This is a genomic window from Sphingomonas naphthae (genome assembly GCF_028607085.1).
GTDB lineage: Bacteria > Pseudomonadota > Alphaproteobacteria > Sphingomonadales > Sphingomonadaceae > Sphingomonas_Q > Sphingomonas_Q naphthae.
The window spans coordinates 3,743,336-3,763,722 of record NZ_CP117411.1; the positions used below are offsets into that span (position 1 = coordinate 3,743,336).

At 67.0% G+C, this 20,387-nt stretch carries 17 protein-coding genes; 9 read left to right on the forward strand and 8 right to left on the reverse strand.

Going from position 1 to position 20,387, the window contains the following annotated elements; translation table 11 throughout:
* Window positions 1-34 precede the first annotated feature (34 nt).
* Together PQ455_RS18085 and PQ455_RS18090 are read right to left on the reverse strand one after the other, a co-directional pair.
* Window positions 35-1,201 (reverse strand): hypothetical protein, encoded by a 1,167-nt coding sequence (locus PQ455_RS18085; RefSeq protein ID WP_273687747.1) that lies wholly within the window; start codon window positions 1,199-1,201, stop codon window positions 35-37.
* Window positions 1,198-1,758: a UGSC family (seleno)protein gene (locus tag PQ455_RS18090; RefSeq protein WP_273687748.1), complete on the reverse strand. Its 561-nt coding sequence runs from the start codon at window positions 1,756-1,758 to the stop codon at window positions 1,198-1,200. The genes PQ455_RS18085 and PQ455_RS18090 overlap by 4 nt, the downstream gene beginning before the upstream one ends.
* Before the next feature lie 207 nt (window positions 1,759-1,965).
* Between PQ455_RS18090 and PQ455_RS18095 the strand changes: the two genes are divergently transcribed.
* Together PQ455_RS18095 and PQ455_RS18100 are read left to right on the forward strand one after the other, a co-directional pair.
* Window positions 1,966-2,877, forward strand: coding sequence for a LysR family transcriptional regulator (locus tag PQ455_RS18095; RefSeq protein WP_273687750.1), 912 nt, complete (start codon window positions 1,966-1,968; stop codon window positions 2,875-2,877).
* Window positions 2,878-2,954: 77 nt separating this feature from the next.
* Window positions 2,955-3,407 (forward strand): MaoC family dehydratase, encoded by a 453-nt coding sequence (locus tag PQ455_RS18100; protein WP_273687751.1) that lies wholly within the window; start codon window positions 2,955-2,957, stop codon window positions 3,405-3,407.
* 6 nt (window positions 3,408-3,413) lie between these two features.
* On the opposite strand, the gene PQ455_RS18105 is transcribed toward PQ455_RS18100, so the two are convergent.
* The 4 genes from PQ455_RS18105 to PQ455_RS18120 all read right to left on the reverse strand — a co-directional run bounded on the left by PQ455_RS18105 (window position 3,414) and on the right by PQ455_RS18120 (window position 8,490).
* The gene (locus PQ455_RS18105; protein WP_273687753.1) at window positions 3,414-4,331 is read right to left on the reverse strand and encodes an SDR family NAD(P)-dependent oxidoreductase; all 918 of its coding nucleotides are present in this window, start codon (window positions 4,329-4,331) and stop codon (window positions 3,414-3,416) included.
* A 19-nt stretch (window positions 4,332-4,350) separates the two neighbouring features.
* Window positions 4,351-5,577, reverse strand: coding sequence for a CaiB/BaiF CoA transferase family protein (locus tag PQ455_RS18110; RefSeq protein WP_273687755.1), 1,227 nt, complete (start codon window positions 5,575-5,577; stop codon window positions 4,351-4,353).
* A 147-nt stretch (window positions 5,578-5,724) separates the two neighbouring features.
* Complete coding sequence (locus tag PQ455_RS18115; protein ID WP_273687757.1) at window positions 5,725-6,873, reverse strand: FAS1-like dehydratase domain-containing protein; 1,149 nt, start codon at window positions 6,871-6,873, stop codon at window positions 5,725-5,727.
* A gap of 48 nt (window positions 6,874-6,921) precedes the next feature.
* Entirely contained in the window at window positions 6,922-8,490 is a 1,569-nt protein-coding gene (locus PQ455_RS18120; protein WP_273687759.1) for an acetate--CoA ligase, read from the reverse strand.
* Window positions 8,491-8,642: 152 nt separating this feature from the next.
* On the opposite strand from PQ455_RS18120, the gene PQ455_RS18125 reads away from it, so the two are divergent.
* The gene (locus PQ455_RS18125) at window positions 8,643-9,458 is read left to right on the forward strand and encodes an IclR family transcriptional regulator (protein WP_273687761.1); all 816 of its coding nucleotides are present in this window, start codon (window positions 8,643-8,645) and stop codon (window positions 9,456-9,458) included.
* Window positions 9,459-9,521: 63 nt separating this feature from the next.
* Here the strand turns inward: PQ455_RS18125 and PQ455_RS18130 are convergent, their stop codons facing one another.
* A complete protein-coding gene (locus tag PQ455_RS18130; protein WP_273687763.1) occupies window positions 9,522-10,916 on the reverse strand; it encodes an aromatic ring-hydroxylating oxygenase subunit alpha in 1,395 nt (464 codons plus the stop codon).
* 110 nt (window positions 10,917-11,026) lie between these two features.
* Window positions 11,027-12,934, reverse strand: a complete 1,908-nt coding sequence (locus tag PQ455_RS18135) for a flavin-containing monooxygenase (RefSeq protein ID WP_273687765.1) — start codon at window positions 12,932-12,934, stop codon at window positions 11,027-11,029.
* 277 nt (window positions 12,935-13,211) lie between these two features.
* On the opposite strand from PQ455_RS18135, the gene PQ455_RS18140 reads away from it, so the two are divergent.
* From PQ455_RS18140 to PQ455_RS18165, 6 genes are all read left to right on the forward strand, one after another.
* Complete coding sequence (locus PQ455_RS18140; protein WP_273687767.1) at window positions 13,212-14,630, forward strand: aldehyde dehydrogenase family protein; 1,419 nt, start codon at window positions 13,212-13,214, stop codon at window positions 14,628-14,630.
* Window positions 14,631-14,697: 67 nt separating this feature from the next.
* Window positions 14,698-15,450, forward strand: coding sequence for a coenzyme F420-0:L-glutamate ligase (gene cofE / locus PQ455_RS18145; RefSeq protein WP_273687769.1), 753 nt, complete (start codon window positions 14,698-14,700; stop codon window positions 15,448-15,450).
* Complete coding sequence (cofD, locus tag PQ455_RS18150; RefSeq protein ID WP_273687772.1) at window positions 15,447-16,376, forward strand: 2-phospho-L-lactate transferase; 930 nt, start codon at window positions 15,447-15,449, stop codon at window positions 16,374-16,376. Before cofE ends, cofD begins: the two co-directional genes overlap by 4 nt.
* Window positions 16,373-16,969: a 2-phospho-L-lactate guanylyltransferase gene (gene cofC, locus PQ455_RS18155; RefSeq protein ID WP_273687775.1), complete on the forward strand. Its 597-nt coding sequence runs from the start codon at window positions 16,373-16,375 to the stop codon at window positions 16,967-16,969. The genes cofD and cofC overlap by 4 nt, the downstream gene beginning before the upstream one ends.
* A gap of 41 nt (window positions 16,970-17,010) precedes the next feature.
* A complete protein-coding gene (locus tag PQ455_RS18160; RefSeq protein WP_273687777.1) occupies window positions 17,011-17,712 on the forward strand; it encodes a TetR/AcrR family transcriptional regulator in 702 nt (233 codons plus the stop codon).
* Between the two features lie 308 nt (window positions 17,713-18,020).
* Window positions 18,021-20,285 carry a TonB-dependent receptor gene (locus PQ455_RS18165; protein WP_273687779.1) on the forward strand — a complete coding sequence of 755 codons (2,265 nt, stop codon included), beginning with the start codon at window positions 18,021-18,023 and terminating at the stop codon, window positions 20,283-20,285.
* Window positions 20,286-20,387 lie beyond the last annotated feature (102 nt).

Consider the following 20,387-nt stretch of genomic DNA (forward strand, 5'->3'; position numbering starts at 1 on the left):
GCTGTAACCCGACGATCGCGCCTCTGTCGCGGCGCTACTCGGCGGCGATGCTATGTTCCGCCGGGACGATTTCTGCGACCGGCTTGGTCTGCGCCAGCGACGTGCCGAAGGTGTGGAAACCGGCGGCATGGAGCCCGCCGAGCCCACCCGCCACGAACACCAGAATGTCCTTCGGCTCGGGCGCGGCATAGATGCGGCCGTCGGCGCGCACCCGGCCCTGCCCGGCCAGCTGGTCGCGATGCTGCGCGTTCAGGTCGTTCGCATCGACGCTGGCGAACTTCCACAACGTCTCCTGCACATCCTCGATATTCGGCATCTCGCGCGCGACGATCTCCGCGCAGATCGGGTTGATCGCGATCAGCGCCTCGCCGAACGGCACCGCGCCCGAGAAATTGTTGCAGCCGGCATAAGCATAGGATTTGCCGATCATCTCGAGGAAATCGCTGGCGCTGTGCGATGTCGTGTCGAGCACGTTCATCGTGCCCATCGTGCCGAACGAGGTGACGGCATTGCCGCTGACCCCGCGCCGTTCGCCGAGCGGCGCCCAGGGGGATTTCTCCTCCCATTCGCCGGTGACGATGCCGGCGACACGCCCCGGCGAGCCGAACGTCGTCTGCGAGGTCACCCCCGCGACCTGCCCCGCGACGTTGCGCATGATGAGCCGGATCGCCCGGCCGATCGGCGCAGACACACCCGGCACGCCACCCAGGCAGCCATAGCTGTAAGGGATATCCAGCGCCTGCCGGATCGGCCCGTTCACCACGAAGGCCGGATAGACCGACGCGGTCGTGGCGTTGACGCCGTACAGCTCGAAATCGGGATCGGCGATCGACGAGATCATCGCGATCAGCAGTTCCAGCGATTCCGCCGGCGCGCCCGCCATCACCGCGTTGATGACGATCTTCTCGACCGTGCATTCGACGTTGCCGGGCATCATCCCGATCACCTCGTCGGGATAGCGATCATTCTCCGACAGGAAGGTGCGGACCCGCGCGTCGGTCGGCGGGATCAGCGGCAGGCCGTCGCCCCAGCCCATTTCCAGCGAGAAGCGGGTGAAGGCCTCGACATCCAGCTCCGCCTCGACCCGGCGGCTGGCGAGCCAGTCGACCTCGCAGCCCTCCGGCCCGCAATCGCGGCTGACGAGCGGCTTGGGGGCGGGCGCGATGCGGTTGCGGCCGGGGCGGATCAGCTCGATCGTCATGCCGCCTGCTCCCGCGCGGTCAGGCTCGCGCCCATCGTCTGGAGGACGGGCAGGAAATGCGCCTCGCCGATCGGCAGCACATCTTCCTTCAACTGCTCGTTGAGCGGATAGGGCAGGACGTGGACGCGCAGGCCCGAACGGCCGCCGCGCGCCGCGATCTCATGCGCGAAGGTCTCGAAATTGGCGGTGGCAATGGCGGTCGTCGGCAGGCCGGTGTTGGCCGCCGTGATCGCGTCGCGCACCGTCCAGCCGGTGCAGGAGCCGCAATTGGCGAGGCCGACGACGGCCACGTCGATCGATTCCAGAAACGCCTTATATTCGCGTTCGCACCGCTCGCCCTCGTCGCCCGAGCGGCCGGCGGAGCGCCAGAAGGAGACTTCGGCGCCGGCCTCGCGGAATTTCTCCGCCCAAAGCTCGCTGATCCAGTCCCACGCGCGCCACATGCGATCGACGCGGAAGCCCACGCGCTTACCGATCAGCGAGCCCGCGTCGGGGCCGGGGCTGGTAATGTCGTCCGCGCGTCGCGCGGTCGGGTCGAGGACGAAACCGGTCGCCATAATCGCCTCCTGTGCTGCCGGCGGATCGCGCACGCGGCGATCGGCGGGCAGAAAGATTGCATCCACTCCGCCAGCGCCCCGCCGCCTCGTCGGGCGGTCGGCGCGATGGCCGCCGACTCCCCGCTGGGAGCCGATGGCCCAAGGTTGCAGAGGGGCCTTCGACCGTCCAATGCATATCGAAGCGGTTTTTGATGAGTCGAACGCATCATGCTCCATCTGCGCAGCCTCACCCACCTCGTCACCCTCGCCGAACGGCTGAACTTCGCGCGGGCGGCGGAGGATCTGGGCCTGTCGCAGTCGGCGCTCAGCCGGTCGATCCAGGCGCTGGAGCGGCAGCTCGGCATGACCCTGTTCGATCGCGACCGATCGGGCGTGGCGCTGACCCCACAGGGCGCCCGCGCGGTGGCGCGCGCCGCGATCCTGCTGGCCGATGCCGAGGATTGCGAGCGCGAACTGACGCTCAACGCCAGCGCCGATGCGGGGCGGGTGCGCTTCGGCATGGCGCCGATGCCCGCCCGCGCCCTGCTGCCCGCCGTCGTCGCCGAACGGCTGCGCGTCGCGCCCGAGGCGGTCAACGAAGTGGTGGTGCGCGACGGTGACGCCCTGTGGGCGCTGCTATTGACCGGCGAGATCGAATTCTTCGTCTGCAACGAGGGTTTCGCCTTCGATACGCCCACGCCGCGCGTCGAGCGGCTCGGCCTGTTTCCACTGAGCGCCATCGTGCGCGCCGGCCATCCGCTGCTGCACGGCGACTGCCCCGGCGCGACCTTCCCGGTGCTGCGATCGAGCTGGACCGGCGTGCCGCTGCCGCGCGAGATCGGCGAGCGGATGGAGTGCGCGCCCAACGTGATCGAGGATTTCGGCTCGCTTGCCGCGATCACCGCCGCCTCGGACGCGATCTGGTTCTCCTCCTCCTACGCCGCGCTGCCGGAACTGGCGGACGGATCGCTGTGCCAGCTGCCCCATCGCGAGCCGCGCCATGTCGGCGTATCCCTCTATTCGCTCGAGCGCCGCTCGCCCTCGCCGCTGGCCCGCTCGCTCAAGCAATTGCTGCGCGCCCGCATCCGCGCGCTCACACGGGCGCAGGATGGCGAAGCGGTGGCGGCATCGCCGGTGTGATGCCCGGCCGCACCCCTTGCCCCTCGCCCGCCCGGCGATAGAGACGAGCGCGACAGACCAAGCGGGGAGGACCGGACATGGCGGGGCGGCATTTCGACGAATGGCAGGTCGGCGACCGGATCGAGCATGAGATCCGCCGCACGGTGACCGAGACGGACAATCTCCTCTTCTCGGTGATGACGCACAATCCGCAGCCGCTGCACATCGATGTAGAGGCGGCCAAGGCGAGCGAATTCGGCCAGATCCTCGTCAACGGCACCTTCACCTTCGCGCTGATGATCGGCCTCACCATCAGCGACACGACGCTCGGCACGCTCGTCGCCAACCTCAACTACGACAAGCTCGTCATGCCGAAGCCGGTGTTCATCGGCGATACGATGCGCGCCACCAGCGAGATCAGCGAATTGCGCGAGTCCAAGTCGCGGCCCAACGCCGGATTGGTCACCTTCACCCACGAACTCATCAACCAGCGCGGCGAAGTCGTCTGCCGCTGCCTGCGCACCGCCCTGCTGTCACGCAAGGCGGCCTGACCCGCCTCAGCCACCGTGTTCGCGCGCCATGGCGAAGCCGTAGAGCAGATGATCGAGCTGCCCGTCGGGTAGCGGGGTGAAGATCAGGGGGTCTTCGGTGCCGCGGATCGCATCGATATCGGCGGCGACCTGCTCGATCGTCCAGTCGCGGTGGAACACGCCCTTGCTCTCGGCCAGGAAGGCGCGCGCGACCCGGCCGCCCATCGCCGCCAGCATCTCGCCGGAGACCGAGCAATCCTCATGCGCCAGCCAGGCGACGGCGGGGGCCACCATGTCCGGGTCCATCGGCGGGAAGGCGCTGGTATCGACCCCTTCGGACATGCGCGTCACGGCGGCGGGCACGATGATGTTGCTCTTCACCCCGCTCGCGGCGCCCTCTATCGCGGCGGTCTGCGACAGGCCGAGCATGCCCGATTTCGAGATGGCGTAATTGACGTTGTTGGCCTTGCCGTAGAGGCCGTTGATCGACGAGGTCAGCACGATCCGGCCATAGCCCTGCGCGCACATCAGCGGAAACGCCTCGCGCACGACATGGAAGGCGCCACGCAGGTGGACGCCCAGCACCAGCTCGAAATCGGCGTAAGACATTTCGGCAAGCGGCGCGCGGCGGACGTTGCCGGCGCTGTGGATCAGGATGTCGATCCGCCCGAAGCTGTCGGTCGCCGCCCGGATGATGGCCTGCGCGCCCTCGACCGTGGCGACCGAATCGGTGCAGGCGATCGCCTCACCCCCGGCCGCGCGAATTTCCTGCACCACCGCCTCGGCGGGGCTGGCGTCGGCGCCGTCGCCCGTCATGCTGGCGCCGATGTCGTTGACGACGATCCTGGCGCCGCGTGCCGCCAGCAGCAGCGCATAGGCCCGGCCGAGGCCGCGCCCGCCGCCGGTGATGACGGCGACCCGGCCGTCGAAACGCATCTCCGTCATCCCCTGCTCCTTCTGTCGGTCAGGCGACGATGCCGTCGCCGCGCAGCCCCGCGATCCGCCCCGTGTCGAGGCCGAGGATGCCGCGCAATATCTCGTCGGTATGCTGCCCCAGCACCGGCGGCGCGGTCGGCACCGGCTGGCGGTTCTCGGGGAATTTGATCGGGCGATTGACGATCGGGATAGGCCCCAGCGTCCGGTGCTCGGTCTCGACCACCAGTTCGCGCGCCACCGCCTGCGGCTGCGCCAGCGCGTCGCGCACGCCCAGGATCGGGGCGTGCGGCACCTGATAGTCGGTGAACAGCGCGACCAGCTCGTCCACCGTCCTTTGCTCGGTGCATTCGCAGATGCGCGCGTTGACGATCGCGCGGGCATCGCGCCGTTTCTCGATCGAGGCGAAGCGCGGATCGTCGATCCAGTCGTCCAGCCCCAGCGCGCGGCAGATGCGGCTCCAGAAGCTGTTGGTGAGGCAGCCGACCACGACCGATCCGTCGCTCGCCGGGAAGATGCCGTAGGGCACCAGATTGGGGTGCTGCGCGCCCTGCGGCACAGGGTCTTCCCCGGTGAAGAAAGCAAGCTGCGGCAGATAGGCGAGCAGGCCGATCAGCCCGTCCATCAGCGCCACGTCGATCAGCCGCCCGCGCTCGGTGACGCTGCGTTCGTAGAGCGCGGCGAGGATGCCGATCGGGCCGTTGATGCCGCCCACCAGATCGCCCATCGGAATGCCGAGCTTGGTCGGGCGCTGGCCCTGTTCGCCATTGACGCTGAGCGCGCCCGACATGGCCTGCAACACGATATCGAAGCTGGGCCGATCGCGCAGCGGCCCGGTCATGCCGTAACCCGATATCGCGCAATAGATCAGGCGCGGGTTGATCGCCGACAGCGCCTCATACCCCAGACCCAGCCGGTCCATCACGCCCGGCCGGTAATTTTCGACGAGGATGTCGCTGTGCGCCGCCAGATCGCGCGCCAGCGCCACGCCGGCCTCGCTCTTGAGATCGATGACGATGCTCTTCTTGCCGCGATTGACGCTCAGGAAATAATGGCTCTCGCCATTGCGCAGCGGGGGGAAGTCGCGCGTCTCGTCGCCCGAACCCGGCGGCTCGACCTTGATGACCTCGGCCCCCAGATCGGCCAGCGCCAGCGCGGCGGACGGACCGGCCAGGACGCGCGTGAAATCCAGCACGCGCACGCCCTGTAGCGGGCCGGCCCATTCGGGCGCCGATGTCTCGCTCACAGCCACGGCCATGGTCTATTGCCTCTCCTGTCGGCCCTCAATGCCGTGACCCGGCTCCGGCCGGTGCCCGCGCGATTGATCGCCCCCGCGTCATAACGCGAAATCCCGGCCGCGCCCCGAAAGGCACGGCCGGGATCGTTTCAGCCCCTGTGGATGGGCTCAGCCGCGGCTCGGCAGTTCGGCGATCGAGGTGCCGAAGGCCGAAACCTCGCCGCGATGCGTTTCCGCCCGCTGGCTGATCTCGACATATTTCTTGCCATTCTCCTCGAACTTGCGGACCACTTCGCCGTCGATGAAGATCACGTCGCCATCGGGATTGTGGCGGCGGATCTGGCACTTGGACTTGTGCAGGAAGCCGTCGTCGCCGATCCAGTTGGTGACCTGATGGGTCAGCCAGCTGCACCGCTCGGGGCCGTAATCATAGGCGCCGGGCGCCCCCACCTCGAGCGCGAACGCCTCGTCCCAATGCACCCGCTCGGGGCAGTCCGGCACGTTGAAGCGGTTCTTGATGCCGGTGCCGGGGTGCTTCTGCTGCATCTTCCACGCCAGCTTGTTGGCGCGGATGTAGAGGCCGCCCCAGCCCTGCGCGTAGCAGATGAAGCCCGTGACCGTCATCGGCCCCTTCATCATGCGCGGCAGCTGGTCGCCCTCCTGCACATCCTCCCAGTAGCGCGGGGTGGCGCCACGGATCTCTTCCTTCTCGTACAATTTGTACATTTCGGCGAGCTGCTCGTCGGTGAAGGGCTCCACCCGGCCGCGTGCCTCGGTATATTTGGTGCCACGCTCGCGCGCCTCGTCGCGATCGGTGCGGAACACCCAGCTCTCGGCCTCGCAGACCTTGTCGCCATGCTGGTTGAAGAAATCGACATGGTAGATCTGCTGGAACGAGCGGCCGGCGAAGCGGGTCTGATGCTCGATCAGATCCTTCAGATAGGCCTCGGTGCGGATCGTGTCGCCGCGCAGCACCGGCTTGTGCCACGTCCAGTCGGCGCCCGCCCACATGGCGTGGACGCCCGACAGGCCGCCGCAATAGCCCGAGATGATGCGGCTGGTGGTGAACAGGAAGCTCGGCAGCGCGACGAGCGTGCCGTACTTCGTGGTCGCGGCATATTCCGGGTCGTTCCACAGGGGATTATCGTCGCCGATGCCGTGGGCGTAATGGCGGATCGCGTCGCGGCTCGCCTCGTAATTCCACGGCTCGACGGTGTTGGTGATCTTCACGCCGATGCGCTGGCGCAGATCCTCCAGGCCCTCCTCGGTGATCTTGGGGAAGCGGTTGGTGGGCTTGTCTTCTGCCAATGTGGCCATGGTCTTCTCCTGATGGTCGGATGTCGGGATGGGTCGGGGGCCGGGCCGTCAGGCCGCCGCCGCTTCGGCCGCCTTGGCGGCCTCGCGATCGCGCAGCATCTTGCGATGCACCTTGCCGGCCGGGGTCTTGGGAAGTTCGCTGACGAACTCGACGATGCGCGGGAATTCGTGCTGCGCCAGTTTCTGGCGGGTGAAGTCCTGCAATTCCTTGATGAGCGCGTCGCTGCCCTCACGATCCGAAACGACGAAGGCCTTCACGACCTGGCCGCGCTTCTCGTCGGGCACGCCGATCACGCCGCATTCCAGCACCGCGTCATGCTTGAGCATGCTGTTCTCGATCTCGACCGCGCTCATCGTCCAGCCGGCGGAGATGATGACGTCGTCGGCGCGGCCGCAGTGGTAGAAATAGCCGTCCGCGTCGGTCCTGGCCCGGTCCTTGGTGGAGAGCCAGCCGCCGCCGCGCCACAGCATCAGCTCGCCGATCTCGCCGGCGTCGCAGACGCTGCCGTCGGGGCGCTGCACCTCCAGCTTCTGCCCCGGCACCGCCTTGCCGAGCGAGCCGGGTTTCACGGTGAAATCCTCGGCGCCAGGATAATTCACCAGCACTACGCCGATTTCGGTCGTGCCGTACATCGAGCAGACCGGCACCTTGAAATGCAGGTCGATCCAGTCGAGCGTGGCCGGGTCGATCGGCTCGCCGGTGTAGGAGAGCTTGCGGAAGTGAAAGGCGTAATCCGCCACTTTCCCGCTGTTCTTCATCATCCGGTAATGCGTCGCCGCCGCCGACATGTTGGTGACGCGATAGTCGTCCAGCGCCTTCATCAGCCGCACCGGATCGAAGCGTCCCGCGAAAGTGCCGGTCGTAACGCCCAGCCCCAGCGGCGCGAGCGTACCGTGCCACAGGCCATGGCCCCAGGCGGGCGAAGAGGGGCAGAAGAACTGGTCGCCGGGGCGGATGCCCGTGCCGTAAAGCGCGGCGAACATCAGCGTCACGAGCGCGCGGTGGCTATGCTTGACCGCCTCGGGCAATTCACGGGTCGTGCCCGACGTATATTGGAACACGGCGAGGTCGTTCGCCTTGGTTTTGGGCGTATAGGTCGAGGGGAAGCGGGCGATGTCGTCGAGCAGCCCGTCGTCCGCCACGATCACGCGCGGGCCGGGGGCGCCGCGCGCCAGGTCGGCCTTTTCGGAATTGGTGATGAGGATCGTCGGCTTGCAATCGTCGATCCGCAGCTTCAGCGCATCCGGCCCGAACAGGGTGAACAACGGCACCGAGATCGCGCCCGTCTGCATCGCCCCGAACAGGCAGACGTAGAAGGGCAGCGACGGCTCCAGCATGAAGGCGATGCGCTCGCCCGGCTGGATGCCCTCCGCATCGAGCCAGTGCGCGAAGCGGGCGGCACCGGTGGCGATCTCGTCGAAGCTCAATATCTCGTCGCGGCCGTCGGCATGGGCGATCCGCACCGCCGCCCGGCCCGACCCGTCGGCATGGCGGACGATACATTCATGGGCGATGTTCAGGTCTTCGCGGTCGCCGTCGAACAAATCCCATAGCGCCGCGGACGTCGCATGGCCTTGTGCATCGGCATAAGCCGTATAGTCGGTAAGCTGTGCCATCGATCCCACTGTCCTGTCGGGATGCGCCGGCCGGGAATGACTTCCCGACGGCCCCCGCCGTGTCGATCGATCGCTGACATGGGCTAATTTTGTTGTAAATATAGAATGCAGTTCTGTATATTGAACGCTGCGTCATATCGGGGAGGCGATGAATGAGCGATCCGCTACACTATGTTCCCCGGCCGGATCAGGAGCTTGCCAAGGCGGTAGAGGTCAGCAAGGCGCCCGCCATATCGCGCGCGGCGGCGGTGCTGCGGCTGCTCGGCAAGAGCGAGCAGCCGCTCGGCCTCCAGGCGATCGCGCGAGAACTGGGGCTGGTGCCCAGCACCTGCCTCTATGTGCTGCGCGCCCTCGTCGCCGAGGAATTCGTGGCGTTCGATCCCGATACCAAACGCTATGCGCTTCAGGCCGGGGTGCTGACGCTCGCGCGCCACTGGCTGCGCCGCGATCGCTTCAACGAACTGGCCCAGCCGATCCTCAACCGGATCAGCCGGCAGGTCGATGCCACGGTGATCGGCGTCCACATCGTCGGCATCGATCATATGATCATCGTCGCCACCTCGCAGGCGGGGAATAATTTCCAGCTGAGCGCGCAGGTCGGCAGCCGCTTCCCGGCGCTCATCAGCGCTACCGGCCGTTGCATCGCCGCCTTCGGCGATCATTCGGAAGCCGAGCTGGAGGCCAAATTCCGCACCCTGCGCTGGGATGACGGCCCGAGCTTCGAGACATGGCTGACGCAGGTGCGCGAAACCCGCGCGCAGGGCTTCGCGGTGGACGAGGGCGCCTATATCACCGGCGTCACCGTCGTCGCCGCGCCGGTGTGGAAGGTGCGCGGCCGGCTGAGCCATGCGCTCGTCGTGGCGGGCCTCACCAGCGCCGTCCGCCGCGCCGGGCTGGAGGCCGTGCAGCAGGAATTGCTGCGGTCCGCCACATGGCTGTCGCGCCAATTGTGCGGCGAGCAGGAATGATGTCGCCGGGGACCGGCCACCGGGCGGCCCCTGACGCGCACCATCCCCCGATAGAGCGGCCGCTCAGTCGAGCAGGCGCGGCCCGCCCATGCCCATATATTGCGCCAGGTTGCGGTGGAAGTTGGTGATCTTCTGTTCCTGATGCGGATTGGGCAGGGTGCCGCGGAAGCCGCGCGACTTCATGCCCTTCTGCACCCATTCCATATTGGCGAAGTCCTGCGCCAGCACCGATCCCCATTTCTCGGCGGTCGCCTCGGCATGGACCCATTCGGTCCTGGGCACCTCGCCTTCGGGGAAACGCTCGATCGCATAGCTCTCGAAAATGCATTTGTCGGGATCGTCGCCATAGGGCCGCGCGCGGTAGCACAGCGCGAAGGTGGCACCCTGCAACAGCGACATATTGGGGAACACATGCCAGGCGAGGCCCGCCTCGGCCATGTTCTCCGCGCTGATCTCGGGCCAGATCACGCCGCGCTTGGCGTCGTCCGCCTTGGCCGAAGCCAGCCAATGCTTGACCACGTCGCCAGGTGACGTGCCCTCGGGCAATTCGTCCACCAGCCGGCTGGCGGCGTTGACGAGCGTCTCGGTCGAGGCGGCGTAATTGACGGTCGTGTAATTCTCGCGCGCCAGTTCGTAGGTCGACACGCGCGGATCGCCGCCCAGCCCGGCGCGGGTGACGGTGCTGCTCTGGCTCATCTTCATGCTGGCGTCGCGCTCGTCGAAACCGCTGACGCCGTGCAGGCCATAGGATTTGCTGTAGGCGTAGAATTGCCCGTATTTCAGCAGTTGCGAGTGCGTGCCGGAGACGTGGTACGGCTCCATGAACGCCTCCAGCGCCGTCTTCCAATTGGCCGGATAGATGACCCACTGGCGCCATTTGTAGCGCATCTTCTCGAACTGGAAGGCATCGAGGATGCTGGCGGCGGGCTCGAGAAACTCGCGCAGCGGCACGCAATTGGGGTCCATGTTGATGAACACCCAGCCGCCCCAATGATCGACCTGCACTTCGGACAGGCCGGTGCGCCCCTCGGTCAGCGCGCCCTTCCAGTCCTGCGGATCGAGGATGTAGACGTTCTTGCCCTCCAGATCGAAGGCCCAGCCGTGGAAGCCGCAGACGAAGCGCCGCTTCGTACCGCACGCGCCATTCTGCTCGCATGGCGTATCGATCAGGCGCCGGCCGCGATGCGGGCAGACGTTGTGGAACGCCTTGATCTCGTCGGGCGCGCTGCGGACGACGATGATCGAATCGTCGCCGATCTCATAGGTGATGAAATTGCCGACCTCGGGGATTTCCTCCAGCCGGCACGCCATCTGCCAGACCTTCGGCCACAGCAGCTTCTTCTCGGCCTCGGCATAGTCCTTCGAGAGGAAGGCCTCGGTCGGGTAGGTCAGCGGCTTGGCGAGATCCTCCTCGGAGGCGACCGGGGCACCGACCTCGAGACTGAAGGGCTTGTTCATGAGATTCTCCTGGGTCCGCTCATCGCCGCGACGGAACGATTTGACCCGGCCTGTATCATTCCGCGCCGAGTCGATGCCATGGTCTTTGATGTTTGATGCATTATTTTCACTCAGGCCACGCTTTCCGGCTCGGCCGCGTCGTTGGCCGCCACCGGCGGCGTGAGTTCGAGGCCGGCCATGCTGCCCTCGTCGCGCCATTCCTGAAGCAGCGTGTCGAAGGCGTAGAAGCCGGGGCCATAGGGCTCGCCGAAGATGAACTTCAGTTTCTTGCGCCGCTCTTCGTCGGCCCCTGCGCCGCCGCCTTCGCCGTTCCAATAGCCGGGGGTACATTCCAGCAGGAAATCGCTGATATCGACCGCCGTCTCGTGGATGGTGCGGACCCAGCCCTCCTGCGCCTCGCGCGTCGGCTCGATCACGGCGGCGCCCCGCGCCAGCGCCTCCTTCACGATCCAGGCGATATGGCTGACCTGCTGGTCGTACATCGCGGTGATGTTGCCGCCGGCGCCCGCCTGGGTGAAGCCGGTGTAGAAATGGTTGGGGAAGCCGTGGCTGGTCATGCCGTGGAAGGTTTTCAGCCCGTCACGCCAATGATCGTACAGCGACAGGCCGTCGCGCCCGGCATAGGGCTCGATCCCCAGCCGCCGGTCGAGCTTGGTCGTCACCTCGAAGCCGCTGGCGTAGATGATGCAATCGACCTCATATTCGACGCCGTTGGCGACGATGCCCTTCTCGGTGATCCGCTCGACACCCTGGCAGTCGGACACATCGATCAGCTTTACGTTCGGCAGATTGAACGTCTCGAGATAGGTGTCGTTCGAGCAGGGTCGCTTGCAGCCCATCCGGTAATAAGGCTTGAGCGATTCCGCCGTCGCCGGATCGGTGACGATGCTGGCGATGCGGCGGCGCAACCGCTCCATCACGCGATAATCCTCCTCCTCGCGCATCGCCAGGATCTGCTCGAGCGGCAATTCCTCGCCGATCGCTTCCAGCCGGGTCGCCATGTTGCGATTGATCTCGGTCCAGAAGTCGCAGATCGCATCCTCCGCCACCTTGCCGGGCGGCAGGAATTCGAAGCTCCACTGGTGGAAGTTGCGCTGCCGCTCCTGCTGCCAGCCCGGCCCCAGATTGGCCGCCCAATCGGGATCGGTCGGCACGTTGCCGCGCCGGTCGACCGACGAGGGCGTGCGCTGGAAGACGAGCAGTTTCTTGGCATATTTGCCCACGAACGGCACGATCTGGATCGCGCTGGCGCCAGTGCCGATCACCGCCACCCTTTTGTCGGCGAGCTTGTCGAGCGTGGGATCCTCCCAGCTGCCGCCGGTATAATCATAGTCCCACCGCGCGCTGTGGAAGCTGTGGCCCTTGAAATCGGTGATGCCGGGGATGCCGGGCAGCTTCGGCTTGTTGGTGCTGCCCACGCACATGATGACGAAGCGGGCGCGGACGTCGTCGCCATGGTTGGTGCCGATCCGCCAGCGCTGGAGCCCGTCGTCCCACTGCATCGAACTGACCGACGTGCCGAACAGGGTATTGCCGTAGAGATCGAAATGCGTGCCGATCCGGCGGCAATGCTCCTGAATTTCGGTGCCGTCCGAAAAGCGCGACTTGGGGACGTAGCCGACCTCTTCGAGCAGCGGGAAATAGCAGTAGGATTCGTTGTCGCACTGGATGCCGGGATAGCGGTTCCAATACCACACGCCGCCGAAATCGCCGGCGGCGTCGATGATGCGGAAATCGGTGACGCCCTGCTGCTTGAGGCGGACGCCCGCCATCAGCCCGGAAAAGCCGCCGCCGATGATGGCCACGTCGATCTCCGGCGCGATCGGCTCGCGCGCCTGCGGCGGGGTGTGCGGATCGACCTCGGCGAATTCCTTCAGCCCATCGGCCGCCTTGGCATATTGATCGCCGCCCTCGGGGCGCAGCCGCTTGTCGCGCTCCTGCCGATAGCGCGCGCGCAGCGCCGGAATGTCGATGTCATCCGGGGTCTGGCTGGGGCCGCATGTCACGATCGTCTGCATTCGCCTGATTCCTCATCCGCTTTTCGGGTCAGCATGCCGCTCGCTGAACTTACAATCAACACTGTCGTTGATTAAGCGACGCCGCCACCCGCGCGGATGCACCACGATTGCTCTGCCCTCCCGCCGCGCATCGCAAGAGCCGGGCCCTACTTTTCGCCCGGGCGATGAAGCGCGTGGCCGCGCAGACCCCCTCCATGATCCGTGCCATAGGCTCGATCCAACACGGCCCGATCGTGCGAGCGCCCGGGCCGTACCTTATGCGGTCCCGGGAGAGACTATGCGCGAGTATCTCAAATTCTACATCGACGGCGCCTGGGTCGATCCCATCACGCCCAGATCGGCCGATGTCATCAACCCCGCCACCGAGGCGGTCGCCGGGCAGATTTCACTGGGCTCGGCCGCCGATGTCGATCTGGCCGTGACCGCCGCGCGGCGCGCCTTCGCCGGCTGGTCGATCACCAGCCGCGAGGAACGGCTCGACATCCTCCAGGCGATCCAGGCCGAATATGCCCGCCGCCAGAGCGAGATCGCCGATGCCATCATCGAGGAGATGGGCGCCCCGGCCTCGCTCGCCCACGGCTTCCACGTCGGGCTCGGCGCCGGCCATCTCCAGACCGCGATCGAGGTGCTGAAGGACTTTCCGTTCGAGGAGGTGCGCGGCCCCACCCTGATCCGCCGCGAGCCGATCGGCGTGTGCGCGCTCATCACGCCGTGGAACTGGCCGATGAACCAGACCTGCGTGAAGATCTTCCCGGCGCTCGCCGCCGGCTGCACGATGATCCTGAAGCCGCCGCAACTGGCCCCCTTCTCGGCCCAGATCCTCGCCGAGATCCTCCACACGGCGGGCGTGCCGGCCGGCGTGTTCAACATGGTGCAGGGTTCCGGCAGCGTGATCGGCACGGCGCTGTCGACCCATCAGGACGTCGACATGGTGTCCTTCACCGGCTCCGAAGGCGTCGGCGTCCAGATTTCCAAGGACGCGGCCGATACGGTCAAGCGGGTCGGGCTGGAACTGGGCGGCAAGAGCGCCGTCATCGTGCTCGACGATGCCGCGCTGGCCGAGAATGTCTCGGGCGCGACCGCCGGGATGATGGGCAATTCGGGCCAGACGTGCAGCGCCGGTTCGCGCCTGCTGGTGCCCGCCGCGCGCATGGAGGAGGCCATCGCCGCCGCCCGCGCCGCCGCCGACGGGGTCACGGTGGGCGATCCCAAGGGCAATGTCGCGATGGGCCCGGTCGTCTCCAAGGCGCAGTACAACATCATCCAGGACTATATCCGGAAGGGCCTCGACGAAGGCGCGCAACTCGTGGCGGGTGGGCTCGGCCGGCCCGACGGGATCGACAAGGGCTGGTTCGTGAAGCCGACCGTGTTCGTCACCACCAACGATACGGTGATCGGGCGGGAGGAGATTTTCGGGCCGGTCTTGGTCATCATCGGCTACGACGATGTCGATCACGCCATCGCCATCGCCAACGACAGCAATTTCGGCCTCGCCGGCTATGTGAACGGGCTCGATACCGAACTGGTCCATTCAGTCGCGCGGCGGATGCGGACCGGCTGGGTCAGCATGAACGGCGGCTTCGATTTCCACGCGCCCTTCGGCGGCTACAAACGATCGGGCAACGGCCGCGAATGGGGCGAGTTCGGCTTCCACGAATATCTCGAGGTCAAGTCGATGCTCGGTTACGCCGCCTGAGCGGTTGCCGCGCCGGCGCTGACGGTCGATACTGGAGACGACCGTCAGGGCCGGGGCGTACCATGTGATGCAGATACTTCCCCTCACGCAGATCGGCGAAGTCGGGCCCGGCGATGACCTCGCCGCGCTGATGATCGCCGCGCTCGACGCCGAAGGCATCGTGCCCGCCGCCGGCGACGTCCTCGTCGTGACGCAGAAAATCGTCTCCAAGGCGGAGGGCCGTGCGGTCGATCTCGCCACGATCCTGCCGGGCGCGCGCGCGATCGAGCTGGCGGCGATCACCCGCAAGCATCCGCCGCTGATCGAACTGGTGCTGCGCGAATCCACCGATGTGCTGCGCGCCGTGCCGCACGTCCTCATCACCCGCCACCGCACCGGCCATGTCATGGCCAATGCCGGTATCGACCGGTCGAACATCGGCCCCGACGGCGCCGATCTCGCGCTGCTGCTGCCGGAGGACGCCGACGTCTCCGCCGAGGCGCTGGGCGCGCGCCTGTCGGATCATTATGGCTGCCCGATCGCGATCGTCGTGTCCGACAGTTTCGGCCGGCCGTGGCGCTACGGTGTGGTCAATGTCGCGATCGGGGCGAGCGGCCTGCCGGCCTTGCTCGACCGGCGTGGTCTGCCCGATCGCGACGGACGCCCGCTGGAGGTGACGCAGATCGCGGTGGGCGACATGATCGCCACCGCCGCCGGCCTCGTGATGGGCGAGGGCGGCGAGGGCATCCCCGCCGCCGTCGTCCGGGGCTATAGCTGGTCCGCACCCGCCCGCCCGGCCGCCGCGCTGGTCCGCGCGCTCGCAGAGGATCTGTTCCGATGAGCAAGGTCGTGCTGCTGACCGGCGGCGTGGGCGGCGCCAAGCTGGCGCTCGGGCTGGAGGCGGTGCTGGACCCCGCCGACCTGACTTCGATCGTCAACACCGGCGACGATTTCGTCCACCTCGGCCTCGCGATCTCGCCCGATATCGACACATTGGCCTACACCCTCTCGGGCAAGGCGAGCGTCGCCAACGGCTGGGGCCGCGAGGACGAAAGCTGGGCGTTCATGGCCACCCTGCGCGAGCTGGGCGGCGAGGACTGGTTCCTGCTCGGTGACCGCGATCTCGCGCTCCACACCATCCGCACCGGGGCGCTCAAGCGCGGCGAAAGCCTCAGCGCGATCACCGCGCGCCTCGCTAGGGCGCTCGGCGTGCGATCGGCGATCGTGCCGATGAGCGACCACATCGTGTCGACCTTCGTCGATACCGACGAGGGGCCGCTCGCCTTCCAACGCTATTTCGTCGAGCGGCGCTGCGCCCCCGCCGTCCACGCCATCCGCTTCGAGGGGGCAGCCGCCGCGCGCCCGGCCCCGGCGGCGCTGGCCGCGCTGGCCGATCCGTCGCTGCGCGCTATCCTGATCGCGCCCTCCAACCCCTTCCTCAGCGTCGATCCGATCCTCGCCGTGCCGGGCTTCGCCAAGGCGCTGCGCGCGGCCAAGGCCCCGATCGTCGCCGTCTCCCCGCTGGTCGATGGCAAGGCGGTGAAGGGGCCGACGTCCAAGCTGATGGCCGAACTGGCCATCGCCGCCAGCCATGCCAGCATCGCAGCCCATTATGACGGCATCATCGATGGCCTGCTGATCGACCGGCCCGACGCCGGCGCGCCGCTGTCGATCGCCTTCGCCGAAACCGACACGATGATGGTGAGCGCCGCCGACAAGGCGCGCGTCGCCCGCGCCGCGCTCGCGCTGGCCGACAGCCTGGCATGAGCTGGCAGGTCGTCATCCCGCTCAAGCGCGCCGGCGATCGCAAGCAGCGGCTGGCGCCACATTTCTCGCCCGCCGCGCGCCACGCATTGAGCGAGGCGCTGTTCGATCATGTCGTGGATACCGTCGCGCGGGTCGGCCGGATCGGCGGCGTGCATGTTTTGTCGCCGGGCGCGCCGACGCGGCCCTCGCTCGGCTGGCTGTGCGACGGGGGACGCGGGCTGAACCCCGAACTGGCCGCCGCCTGCGTGCTGCTGGCACCGGCCGACATCCTGATCCTCCACGCCGATCTGCCGCTGCTCGCCCCCGCCGATCTCGAGGCGCTGATCGACGCTGGCGTGCGCCATGGCTGCGCCATCGCGCCCGACCGGCACGGTGCCGGCACCAACGCCATCGCGCTTACCGCCGGCCGCACTCTGCCGTTCCGCTTCGGGCCAGGCAGCCTGCGCCGCCATCTCGCCGCCGCCGACGGCCGGGCCGAACGGGTCGAGCGGCCGGGCCTCGCGCTCGATTGCGACACGCCCGACGATATCGCGGTCGCCGCCCGGTCGGGCTTCCGCTGGCCGATCGCGGCCGATACCCACCGCGCCGCCTGAGCGGTTGCAACCCGCCGTGGCCGGTGCGAAAGCCCCTGCCGATGGCCCGCACCGCCCCTGACATCGCGCCGGACGCCCCACCCCGCCCGAGGGGCCGCCCGCCGCTGTCCGAAGCCGATGTCGCCGCGCGCCGGACCCGCATCGTCGAGGCGGCCTTCCACCTGTTTTTCACGGAAGGCTTCACCGAGACGACGCTGGAGGCGGTCGGCAAGGTCGCCGGCGTCACCAAGCGGACCATCTACGAACTGATCGGCGACAAGACCGCCCTGTTCACCGCCGCCTGTGACACCCTGTGCACGCGCGGCCCGACCTTTTCCTTCGATATTCCGGTCAAGGGCAGGGCGTTGCGCGATGTCCTCGCCCACATGGCCCAGCAACTTCTCGATCATTCGCTGCGGCCGGACGTCATCGCCATTCAGCGCGCGGTGACGACGGAAAGCACCCGTTGCCCCGAGATGGTCGGCACGGCGATGGCATCCGGCAAGACCATCCTGTTCACCGCCATCGCGGAAATCTTCACCGAGCTTGTCGCCGAGCGGATGATATCGCCGCTCGACTGCGCCCGGGCGGCGGCGGTTTTCTACGACGTGGCGGTCGGCGCCCGCGGTTTCCGATCGGCCATGGGCCATCCGGCGGAGATCATTTTACCTGAAGAGATCGATATCCGCCTGGATATGTTCATTTACGGGTTTCTCGATCGCGCCGCTTGCGATCCGCGTCTTTCCGAAACCTTCGCGCCATAAGGTCGCGCCCAAGTAAAACATCGACAGGTCGATATGCTGCGGTTGACAGCTTTCGGCGCCGCTGATTATTTCTCCCCGCCGGTTCAAAAAATATGGCCCTGATCGGGGAGGTGGGAAACAGGCGGAGATCACGGCCCGGCCAGCTGACGCAAAGGCAGGGTGCCCGGCATGGGCGCCAGCATCTTTCCTGATTTGACGCCATCACGCGGGGGCCTTGCCGCCGCCGATCATCGCACGCACCGGGGCCATAAGGCTCCGGATTCCTTCGTGCGCCTTGAAATAAAGACAAATAAAACGGGGAGAAGAGCATGAACAGGATCATCCGGACGACGTGTATCCACCTTCTGGGCGGCACCGCGCTGCTGGGCGCGATGCCCGTGCTGGCGCAGACCGCGCCGCCGGCCACGCCCGCGGCCCCTGCCGCGCAGGCCGGCCTCGACGAGATCGTCGTCACCGCGCAGCGCCGCGCCGAAAATCTCCAGAAAGTGCCGATCGCGGTGACCGCCGTGACCGCCAACTCGCTCAAGAATTCGGGCGTCAACGCCACCGCCGATCTGCCGCAGCTGGTGCCCAGCGTGCAGGTCACCCGCTCCGGTCCATCCGGCCTGTTCTTCATCCGTGGCGTCGGCACCACCAACGCCGCCGCCGGCGAGGAGGGCGCCAATGCCATCTACATCGATGGCGTGTATCTGGGTGATCTCAGCCAGACCTTCAACAATTTCAACAATATCGAGCGGGTCGAGGTGCTGAAGGGGCCGCAGGGCACGCTCTTCGGCCGCAACGCCACCGGCGGCCTGATCCACATCATCACGCGCGAGCCCGGCAGGGATCTGGTGATCGACGGGCAGGCCGGCTACGCCAATTACGATACGGTCAGCAGCCAACTCTACGTCGGTGGCCCGATCAGCGACAAGATCAGCGCCGATGTCGCCACCACCTACTCGCATCAGGGCAAGGGCTGGGGCCGCAACCTCACGCTGAACCGCGAGAACAAGAAGGGCGAATATGGCGGCATCCGCTCCAAGATCGTCGCCCGGCCGACCGACGACATCAAGATCGTCCTCGGCGGCGATTATTACAAGAACAAGGACAATCTCGGCCTCGCCTTCCGGCTGGCCGACGGGCAACTCGGCACCGGCGGCAATGTCGGCCCGACCGGCCATCGCGGGCATGACACGACCGCCAATTTTCCGGCGCTCACCCGCCTGAAACTGTGGGGGCTGAACGGAACGGTCGAGGGCGATCTCGGCTTTGCCACGCTCACCAGCATCACCGGCCTGCGCCGCACCCGCAACAAGAGCGCGTTCGACGTCGATGGCGGGCCGATCAACCTCATCAACATCAGCTATGTCGCCCATGCCCGCACCTTTCAGGAGGAATTGCGGCTGGCCTCGCACAGCGGCGGCCCGCTGACGTGGCAGGTCGGCGGCTTCTACCTGAAGTCGAAGGCGACGACCGACCAGAACCAGAACGGCCTGGCCTTCGCGCCGACCCTGTCGGGCACGCAGATCGTCTCGTCGCTGGCGACCCGCTCGCTGGCCGCCTTCGCCGAGGCGACCTACGAGATCACGCCCACCACCAAGCTGACCGGCGGCATCCGCTATACCGACGACAAGCGCGATTTCGACGGCAACCAGACGCCGATCCTCGCCAGCGGCACGCGGCTGGCGACCACGACGGTCATCTCCACGCTGAAATATAGCGAGGTCACCTATCGGGCCGCGCTCCGGCAGGAGATCACGCCCGACATCAGCATCTACGGATCGGTCAACAAGGGGTTCAAGGCGGGCGCCTACAGCCTCCAGAGCCCGACATCGCCCTCGGTGAACCCGCAATATATCATGGCCTATGAGGCGGGCCTGAAGACCGAATTCTTCAACCGCCGGCTGCGCGTGAATATCGCGGCCTACCATTATGACATCGACGATTATCAGATCCGCTCGGCCGCGACCGCGACGCCCGGCACGCAGGTGCTGCTCAACGCGGCGACGGTGAAGGTGGACGGCTTCGACCTGGAATATGAGGCCCGGCCGACGCAGCGACTGCGCTTCTTCGGCGGCTTCACCGCGCTGAAATCCAAGTTCGACCAGTTCGGCGGGCCCAACGCGCAATTCCAGGCGCCGATCGTCTACCCCAGCCCCGCGACCTGCCCGGTGGCGTTGCGCGGCACCGAGAATCCCGGCGTTCTCGGCGCCGGTCCTCGCACCGGCGGCTACACCATCTGCCTGGGCGACGTGTCGGGCAATTACACGCCGCTCGCACCGAAATTCACCGGCAGCGCCGGCACCAGCTACACCCTGCCGGTGGGCTCGGGCGAAATCCGTTTCTCGGGCCTGTTCAGCTACAACAGCGGCTATTATTTCGACCCGGACAATGTGCGCCACCAGCGCAGCTTCACCCTGCTCAACGGATCGGTCGAATATCGCCCGACCCAACGGATCGGCGTGGAAGTCTTCGCCAGGAATATCGGCAAGACCAGATATCGCGTTCAGGATCTGACGACCGCGACCGGCACCACCTCGGCGTTCGGCGCGCCGCTCACCTACGGCGTGAATCTGAAGTTCAAATATTGATGCGCGTGTCGGAAGCGCCGAGGGGCTCATTTTGGGATGGGGCCTTGGCGCTGCCGGATTGCTGCTGACCTCCTTGCGACCGTTACTGTCGTGTCGCCAATG